This window comes from Solibacillus merdavium (assembly GCF_014836935.1).
Lineage (GTDB): Bacteria > Bacillota > Bacilli > Bacillales_A > Planococcaceae > Solibacillus > Solibacillus ferritrahens.
Window position 1 is genome coordinate 80310 of the sequence record NZ_JACSPW010000016.1, and the last position, 9334, is coordinate 89643.

A 9334-nucleotide genomic window follows, 5' to 3' on the forward strand; every position below is an offset into this window, starting at 1 on the left:
TTTTCTACATAAAAATGTGTGAATTTGACAGATTAAAAAGCATAGAATTTCAGTTAAATATACTTCATTACAGACCATAAGAGCTTATTTCTAGAATCAAAATCAGAGTGAAAAAGATTGACCTTAAGTTTGATGAATTATTAAAAGTTTTCCAAAATTGAATCATCTGACTATTTGACTGGCCTACGTCCTAAAGTCATTCGTTCATATGTTAGGGATGTAGAGTGAATAACTCTAACAAAAATGAAAGGGGTTTAGATAATGACAGATCAACATTATTCAAGTAATGATGGCTTTCCAATGAAGGATAGCTATCCAAAACACGGAAAAGGTCAAAGCAAAGGGGAGGATCATGGGGTTAAATCGAATCAACAAATTCCTGTAACTGATTCCGACGTAACTTTAGTTACATCTCCACTAACAACACCTACTTTTAAAATTCCAATTGTACTTGCAGAAAGAACACTTCAAATCGTCGTAGAGTCAGATATTTCTCTTTATCCACCAGCTACGGAGATTAAACGTGTTAAAAAACATGTATTTTTAGATCAAGTAAAATTAGTACCAGTAGCATTCGCACCAATTGGTACAACTGGCTTTTTCACAGTTACAAGAGCGAAATTATTTGTAGGAGGACATATTCGTAAAAATATTGAATATGCTTCAGCAGATTACAATGCACCACTACAAGATCGAATCGCAAATGTTCGCTTCTCAGGTTTTGCAGAGTTAACAGCTGATGATTTCCTAAATCCACCTATTTTTGGCGTATCAGAAAATGCAGAAGCTAATTTCGTTAACGAAAAAACTCAAATGGATGCTCGTTTGGATAAATACTTCTTCCAAAATCTTGTGAGATACAATGAGCAACCATACGGTGAGTTAGTTGCTGCCAACTTCTTTGAACTTGATTTTTCACCGCACTCCACTTATCAAGATGGATCTTTCCACACATTGCGTGAAAAAATCGTACTTGACCTTACTGTAAAAGTATTACAAGTTCAACAAATTAACGTGCCTGGAGGTGGCGTGGTATCAGTAGTTCCTGACCTTCTTCCTGGTATCACTCCTCCACCTGCAGAAGAATAAAAGTAAGCTAGTCTGCTCAGAAAAAAGAAGAGAAGGCATCCAAAGTCGTTTATTCGATTTTGGGTGCTTTTTTATAGTGAAACTCTATTTTACATAAAGTTTTTAGATAATTTACATTGATTAACGAAATTCAACCCATACTAAACGGATAAATTGTATAGAGGGTGAGTTCATGAAACGAAAAATAGGCATTGCGTTGATTATTTTTATCGTTACCTGCGCCGGTTTTTTACTAGCAGTTTCTGTATCTCCAATAAAGGAATTAGAGAATAGTTCAATAAAATCAAGCGATAAACCCATTATGCTAATGGTCGTTGATTCATTAATGAGTGAACCATTACAAAAGGCAGTGAAAAAAGGAAAAGCACCTGCCTTCGAATTTTTGATTAACAATGGCTATTTTAATCAGAAAATGATTAGCTCTTATCCGACAATGTCTGTCACGATCGATAGTACGTTACTAACCGGAGTGTATTCGGATCAACATAAAATACCAGGGCTGATTTGGTATAAGGAAGATGAAAATCGAATAATTAGTTATGGAAGCGGAATCCGTGAAATTTGGAATAATGGGTTAAGAAACGTGGTCCGGGACAGTGTCATTCATCTTAATGAAACTCATTTAAGTAAAGATGTTCAAACAATTCATGAGGAGCTTGCGAATCGAAAACTGTCATCCGCTTCGATCAATGGTTTCTTATATCGGGGAAGTTTTGAACATCAACTAAACGTTCCAAAGCTCATAGCAATGACTAATCTTTTACCAGAAGAAGTTGAAATAAATGGTCCTGCCTTATTTTCACTTGGAGCGCTTTCTCAGTATAATCCGGAGAATAATCGGCATAAATATGTTTGGAACCGTTTGGGCGTCAATAATAAATTTACAGCTAAGGAGATAAAATACTTAATCGACCAAAAGAAGTTACCACCCTTTACATTTGCTTATTTACCGCATGCGGATGCTTCCATACACAAACATGGACCGGATGATTTAAAGGGCATTGAAAAAGCAGATCAAGCACTACAAGAAATATTAAATAGCTTTCCATCGTGGGAGGAAGCCATTCAAAAGATAACATGGATTGTACTGGGAGACAGCGGCCAATCTTTCGTAGGTAAAGATAAAGACAGTTCTTTAATTGATTTAAATCAATTATTGAAGAATTATACGTTTTGGGAAGGGAATAAGAACAATGGGCAACTTGCCATCGCCATTAATGAGCGGATGGCATACATTTATGTAAAAGATCCTCAGGTTGAAATATCAGAAGTTGTGAGAAGTTTAAAAGGTGAAGAACGTATAGGTTTTATTGCATGGAAAGATGATCAAACAAACTATGTGTTAAACGCACTAAGTAATGAGGAATTAACATTTTCACCAAATGGCAAGTATGTTGATGACTATCGGCAATCGTGGCAAATTGCCGGGAATGCTTCCATCCTGGATTTGAGGCTGACTAAGGAAGGGCGAATTCATTATCAAGATTATCCAGATGCTCTGGCAAGGCTTCATGGCGCGCTTCATTCACAAGTGGGACGAGTTATTATCGTCGATGCCAAGCCTTTCTATGAGTTTATAGAAGAGCATAGTCACGATCATGCGGGTGGTGGTGCACATGGTTCTCTTCATAAAGTAGATTCAATCGTTCCCATGATTGTTGCAGGCACAAATGATTTTCCTCCATCCAATCGCCTTGTCGATGTGAAAAAGTGGATTCTTCAATTATTAGGTGCCGCATAACAATTGAGAACGAACTCCGTGAAAGGATTTCGTTCTTTTTTAATACCTGTGGAATGTTATATTATACTTAACAATTGCCCCGTGGAAATTTAAAACGTTTAATTTTATAATCTCCCCCAAAAATTGACATCCTCCCTAATATCATCATCAATTTAATGAAATATATAACAATTCTGATATTCATAAAGTTTATTCAATGTACTCTATATACTTAAGGTAATACTACATTCGTAGTAACTACTTTTAATGGAGTGATATCATGAAAGCAGCGAGGCATTAAAAGTAGGCGGTGCATCAGAAACTTATACTGTTGAATTATCGAAAGAGCGCGGAGCGAAAGCGTTAAGGCTTGGTGCAACAGCGGTTATTAATCCTGCTGAAGAAGCTGATGTAGCGGCTAAAATTCAGGAGCTAACAAATGGCGGCGCAGACGTGGCCATCGAGGTTACAGGTGTACCAATTGTGTTACAACAAGCAATTGATTCTACTTCGTTCGAGGGCGAAACAATTATCGTGTCAATCTGGGAGAAGGAAGCATCCACTCAGCCAAACAACATCGTGTTATCAGAGCGCAGTGTAAAGGGAATTATCGCATACCGTGACATTATCCCAGCTGTTATGCATCTGATGACAAAGGACTACTTCCCGGCGGACAAATTAGTTACAAAATGAATTACATTGGACGATGTTGTTACGGAAGGCTTCGAAACATTAGGAAATGATAAAGATCAGATTAAAATCCTGGTCGCTTCAAAATAGACTTATAGAAAAACGGCTTATCCCGCAATAGGATAAGTCGTTTTTAATTTCTTAATTATAGTTTCATCTTTAGTGCTTTATTGGCGGAGCTGTATTTAATTCATTTTTTAAAGAAACATGCAACTCAAGATCATGATTTATAGAGGCAAAAAAAACATCGCTTATATCATGAACCCCTTGATCGGTTAATTGCTGTATTAACCATGCCTCATTTAAATTAACCCCTTTAAGTACTTCGGAATAGATTGTTCCTTCTATAATAACTGGAAAGGCCATAGAGGATTTTGATGTTCCGATATTCATATCCTCTCTTGTTACGGAGTTTTTTTCCGGCTTTTTTAACACACTTAAAGATCCGTTCGCTTCGATAATGGCTGTTTCAACTTCATTAATATCAAATACATTCTTTTCCCGAAGCATATGAAGAATATTATCAATAGAGTAGCGGATATTTTTTAGATTATTATCGATAAATTTCCCGTTTTGAATAACTACGGTTGGTTCAAGCGTTAATAATCTACCTATTTTCCGATTAGAAATTTTCCAGTTTGCAACAACCCTTTGAAATAGCCCGATAAAAATTATTGCCACAAAAGTCGGGGCGTGCTCAATATTAGGGTCGGCAATATCAGCTCCTACAACTGCGCCAAGTATAATAACGATTAAAAAATCAAATACTGGAATTTCTCCGATTGCTCGCTTTCCCATGAATAGGGTAGTAAACAGCAGCAAGGGCAAAATAGTTAGTATTCTTACAAAAACAATGAGAATATCTTTTATAAATTCAAGCATTTTAACACCACTTTCTACGAACTCTTTACAAAAGAAAAAGATCAATTATACACTCAACTTTTCCATTTCAAGCGTTTTATATTACTCCTTTAAGTATTTTATAAAAATAAGATATGAGGAGTGGTGTGGTACGCAGGATAAATCTAATCTCAATTAAAAGTAATTACTTTCACTTTTGAATATATAAAGCATTTTATAAATAATAATTTAAATAAAAAAACCCGGAATTATAAAAATTCCAGGTTCTGTCCTCGAAAAGAGGTATCGTCTTAATATTTAATCAAATTTTCCATTCGTTACTACATCATCTATTTTAAGATTTAATACATCTTGAATATCTTTTGCTTTTAAATCCTCTGCTTTTTTCATAATTTCATTAACTTCGTTACCAAAATTCTTTATATCTGAATTAGCTTCATTAACTTCTGCGTTCGCGGCATCCTGAGCATCGTTAGCATCTTTTAACTCACTATTCGCCTTTTCAATTATTCCCTCAGCTTTAGTAATTTCGCCATTAGCCTTGTTAATTTCTTCATCTCCCTCTTCTTGTAAATCATATACAGTATCTTTAAATTCTGTGACTGTATTATTTAAGTCTTCTATTAGTTCTGCATCTTTTTTAGCTTTAGCAACCGCTGCATCTAATTCAGTTTGAAGCTGATCTCTTTGTTTAACAGCCTCATTATACTTAGCAGTTTGTTCTTCAAGTTGAGTTTGTGTATGATTTAGCTTTTCTGTAGTATCTTTAAGATCAGCATTAGCTTTAGCTAATTCTGCTTCCAATTCTGCAATTCGAGCCTTCAAGTCTTTTATAAGTGTAGTAGCTTCATCAAGTTCAATTTTAGTATCCTCTAACTCTTTTAAAGTAGCTGTATTAGAAGCAAGTAATTTATTGTAATTCTCCTCTAATTTTATAAAGTTATTACCAACCTCTTCCAGACTTTTCACTAGTCCTGATATTTCCTGATTTTTTCTTTCAATTGTTAATTCTAATTGGGTGATTTTACCGTTAAGCTTTAAAACGTCGCCTTTAAGATTGGTAATAGTAGCTTTCTGACTAGTAATAAAATTATTAGCTTTTTTTATTTTAGCATTAGCATCTTTTTGAAGTTCTTGAACTTTGTTGATTAAAGCTTGTTGATTTGAATCGTATTTAACTACTTGATCAGTTTGAAAAGAAATTTTGCTTTTAATTGCATTCAATGTTTCAGAACCATCATACGCAACAACTCCTACAGATGCTGTTGTAAATAAAGTGCCTGCTAAAATTAGTGCTTTCCCTGAAAAGTATCCCATTAAAAAATTCCCCCAATATTGTTATTTGTATACTACAATCAAAATTAGTAGTAATTACCATATTATACTCGTGGGTTATATCTTTTATGCCTAATTTTAGTGAGAATTTTACTATAGTTAATTCTACTTTTTAATATTTTAAATATATTATGACTAATAGCATATGTATATTTCTTTTAAAATGTTAAATTAACGTTAATTAAATTAAATAATTGATGGATAAAATTTAAAGGACTGAGTTAGGAATGAAACTTAATCGAGAGAACATTGTAAAGATGAAAAGTGGAGATATAAGAAAAGGTAATTTATACAAAGATTAGGAAAACTTGAAATGAATCTTGGATTATAAGTTCACATTACCAAAGTTACTCATTTATCTCATATACTAACTGAGGATATTATTTTAAAACCTGCTTATATTAATGGAAAAGGGAGGTGCGATAATGACCCAGATACAAAATAAACTGGAACAAATGAAACTTGAAATAGCAGCGGAGTTTGGAATTGATAACTACGATTTAATCGATAAAGGTGAACTACCTTCTAGAGTGAACGGTAAAATTGGTGGTGAAATGACTAAAAGGCTTATTGAATTAGGGAAAATGCAATTAGTTCAAATGACACAACGAGAATTAGTACCTATAGAAATAAAAAGGGAAGAAGTTATGAAAAAGCAGCTTATGCTTCCTTGGCCAGAAGAGTACCACGGAGATTTACTGCCGATCCCTGGTCATTATAATTCCCCAAAGAATAACTTTTATAATTAATTGGCAAGAAAATTGGTATATGAAAAATGCTTAGATGTGAACTAAGCATTTTTCTTTTTTTTTGACATGGATAACGCTGCTGCAGAGCTTGGTCCATATAACATTCGTGTGAACTCGGTACACCCGGGAATTGTCAAAACATCTATGGCTGATCAACCAGATGTGGAAGAATAACTTAAGCAACTTGAAAAAGATATTCCTTTAAGAAGAAGAGCAGAAGTAGTAGAAGTTTCTAATTTAGTTGTATACCTTGCATCTGATGATTCCAGCTATTCTACAGGAAGTCAATTTGTTGTAGATGGTGGTATGATTTATGATCTATAAATAAAATTATCCGCGCAATTTCTATTACAGAAATTGTTTTTTTTTTTTTCGCTTTTTGGGGGAGATTCAATATTAAGAAAGTATTAAGAAGTTAAGAAGTTTTATATTAAGATTTACAGGCTATGATAAATGAAGGAGTTTTAGGAGGAATAGCGTATGAAAAAAATTTTAAACATAGCATTTTGGATTGTTTTATTATTCTATGCATATTTATTAATAGAAACGGTGTTTTTTGCACGGGATGCTAGAAGAAGCGTTAATTTAGTTCCTTTTGATATGATAACAGACAAGGGCTTTACATTAAATGTATGGGGAAACATTCTCATGTTTATTCCATTAGGTCTTTATGCTGCGAACTTTTTGAAAAAATTTAATTTCTGGAAAGCATTGTGGGTAATTATTGGCGCAAGCCTAGGGATTGAAGTGTTGCAATACATTTTTAAGCGCGGAGTAAGTGATATAGATGATTTATTGCTAAATACAATGGGTGGATTAATTGGTATTTTTATTTATCTAATATTAAAAAAAATGTTCAAATCAAAAGAAAGAGTGCATAGTGCGATTTCGGTATTGTCACTTTTAATAGGGATACCGGTATTTTTATTAGCTGCAACTCTTTTTCTGTATAATTGAAAATAAGGAGTTTAATGTATTAACTAATGTACAAAGGGAGTGAACCTATGTCAAAAATCGTTATTATAGAAGACACCGAAACAATAAGAGAGGAATTAAAAACGTTCCTATCGAGATATGGTTATGATGTAGTCGCCTTAACAAATTTTGAAAACATTATTAATGATACGCTCAAGGAGGAACCTGACTTAATTCTTTTAGACATAAATCTGCCTGTAACAGATGGATATTTTATATGCAGAGAAATAAGAAAGAAATCAGATGTACCGATAATCGTAGTGACGAGCAGGGATTATGAAATGGATGAACTCATGAGTATCAATTTAGGGGCGGATGACTTTATTACAAAACCATTCAATACTCAAATTCTTTTGGCAAGAATAGAATCTATATTAAGAAGAGTTCATGGATCCAATAATCAAGATACCATTACGTATAATGACCTGAAGCTGAATTTACTAAATGGCTCGGTTACATTTAACGATCATACAGCGGAACTAACAAAAAATGAATTCAAAATACTCTCCTGCTTAATTAAAAATAAAGGGAAAATTGTTTCAAGAGATGATTTAATGGATTTTATGTGGAATGCGGATATTTTTGTGGATGATAATAATCTATCCGTTAATGTTACGAGATTAAGAAAAAAACTTGAAGGATTAGGGATGAAGGAAAATATAGAAACTAGACGCGGATTAGGTTATATACTGCCATGAATTTAAAAAACTACTTAAAAGAAAGAATACTATTTTTACTTAATAATTTAATTCTATTTGTTATAATAGGCGGTGTTATGGTACTCGTTAATAGTAACTGGAATCTAATACTACTGACTTTCTGCATATGGTTTTTTCCTGTACTTATTTATATGATTATCGAATTTATGAAACAGAAAGCTTTTTATGACGAGTTAAACAGCATAATGGATAATTTAGATAAAAAGTATCTGCTTCCTGAGATTATGAATGAACCCGAAAACCTGGAGGGGAAGCTTTTATATGATATATTGCGACAGGTAAACAAGGATATGCATGAGCATGTAAAGAAGTATAGAGACAGGGAAAATGAGTATAGAGAATATATAGAAACTTGGGTACATGAGATAAAGACCCCTATCGCATCGACTCGCTTAATAATCGAAAATAATCAAAATAATATTACACGAAATATTAAAGAAGAAATAAAAAAGGTTGAAGAATATATAGAACAGGTTCTCTATTATTCTAGGAGTAATAATGTCAGCAAGGATTATATCATTAAAGAGGTTTCTTTACCTGATCTTGTTAGAAGGGTAATTAAAAGAAATTCGAGAGACTTTATTAGCAAAGGTATTGCCCTCGATATTGAAGCGGTAGATGGCATGGTGTACAGTGACGCAAAGTGGCTGGAATTTATAGTGAATCAACTGATAGGAAATGCAACTAAGTATATTGCGGGACGTGACGGGAAAGTTACAATCAGTACGATTAGAAATGAAAACAACATCATACTTACTATAGAAGATAATGGTATCGGTATTATAGATAAGGATTTAAATAGAGTTTTTGAAAAAGGCTTTACAGGAGAGAATGGGCGAAAGTTTGGACAGTCTACTGGCATAGGTCTTTACTTGTGCAAAAAACTTTCGGAGCAGCTTGGTTTAGGTCTTACCTTAACTTCAAAAACAGGCGAAGGAACAAAGGTTAGAATTATCTTTCCACTGGGAAGTGTAAATTTACTGCGTTAAATTTAACGGATGTCCGACTTATTAGTCAGGCATCTTTTTTTATTTCCAATCTTGCAAAAATGTAACTTTAATAAAAGATAAACCGATATGTACCCCTCTGTAACCTTGTTATGATAATACCAAGAAGTGTACAGGAGCATTCCTGTTAGAAGGATTTTCGGGGACTTGAAAACAAAAAAGCCCTCTTGTATGATGCTTGAGTGTCAA

General features: G+C 33.7%; 8 protein-coding genes and 2 pseudogenes. 8 read left to right on the forward strand and 2 right to left on the reverse strand.

The window, feature by feature from the left end; translation table 11 throughout:
* Positions 1-300: 300 nt before the first annotated feature.
* From H9632_RS15350 to H9632_RS15360, 3 genes and pseudogenes are all read left to right on the forward strand, one after another.
* Complete coding sequence (locus H9632_RS15350) at positions 301-1089, forward strand: CsxC family protein (protein ID WP_191704960.1); 789 nt, start codon at positions 301-303, stop codon at positions 1087-1089.
* Positions 1090-1261: 172 nt separating this feature from the next.
* Positions 1262-2830, forward strand: a complete 1569-nt coding sequence (locus H9632_RS15355; RefSeq protein ID WP_191704950.1) for an alkaline phosphatase family protein — start codon at positions 1262-1264, stop codon at positions 2828-2830.
* Between the two features lie 270 nt (positions 2831-3100).
* A pseudogene (locus H9632_RS15360) lies at positions 3101-3589 on the forward strand (zinc-binding dehydrogenase); the annotation flags it as partial.
* A 69-nt stretch (positions 3590-3658) separates the two neighbouring features.
* Here the strand turns inward: H9632_RS15360 and H9632_RS15365 are convergent.
* The gene (locus H9632_RS15365; RefSeq protein ID WP_191704951.1) at positions 3659-4381 is read right to left on the reverse strand and encodes a DUF421 domain-containing protein; all 723 of its coding nucleotides are present in this window, start codon (positions 4379-4381) and stop codon (positions 3659-3661) included.
* A 276-nt stretch (positions 4382-4657) separates the two neighbouring features.
* The gene (locus H9632_RS15370) at positions 4658-5677 is read right to left on the reverse strand and encodes a coiled-coil domain-containing protein (RefSeq protein ID WP_191704952.1); all 1020 of its coding nucleotides are present in this window, start codon (positions 5675-5677) and stop codon (positions 4658-4660) included.
* 443 nt (positions 5678-6120) lie between these two features.
* Between H9632_RS15370 and H9632_RS19095 the strand changes: the two genes are divergently transcribed.
* The 5 genes and pseudogenes from H9632_RS19095 (at position 6121) to H9632_RS15395 (ending at position 9127) form a co-directional block, all read left to right on the forward strand.
* On the forward strand, positions 6121-6444 hold the full coding sequence (locus tag H9632_RS19095) for an alpha/beta-type small acid-soluble spore protein (RefSeq protein ID WP_318247711.1): 324 nt from the start codon (positions 6121-6123) through the stop codon (positions 6442-6444).
* Between the two features lie 66 nt (positions 6445-6510).
* Positions 6511-6768: pseudogene (locus H9632_RS15380) on the forward strand (SDR family oxidoreductase).
* A gap of 156 nt (positions 6769-6924) precedes the next feature.
* Positions 6925-7401 (forward strand): VanZ family protein, encoded by a 477-nt coding sequence (locus tag H9632_RS15385; protein ID WP_191704954.1) that lies wholly within the window; start codon positions 6925-6927, stop codon positions 7399-7401.
* Between the two features lie 47 nt (positions 7402-7448).
* Positions 7449-8117, forward strand: coding sequence for a response regulator transcription factor (locus H9632_RS15390; protein ID WP_191704955.1), 669 nt, complete (start codon positions 7449-7451; stop codon positions 8115-8117).
* Positions 8114-9127 carry a sensor histidine kinase gene (locus H9632_RS15395; RefSeq protein WP_191704956.1) on the forward strand — a complete coding sequence of 338 codons (1014 nt, stop codon included), beginning with the start codon at positions 8114-8116 and terminating at the stop codon, positions 9125-9127. Before H9632_RS15390 ends, H9632_RS15395 begins: the two co-directional genes overlap by 4 nt.
* Positions 9128-9334: the final 207 nt, after the last annotated feature.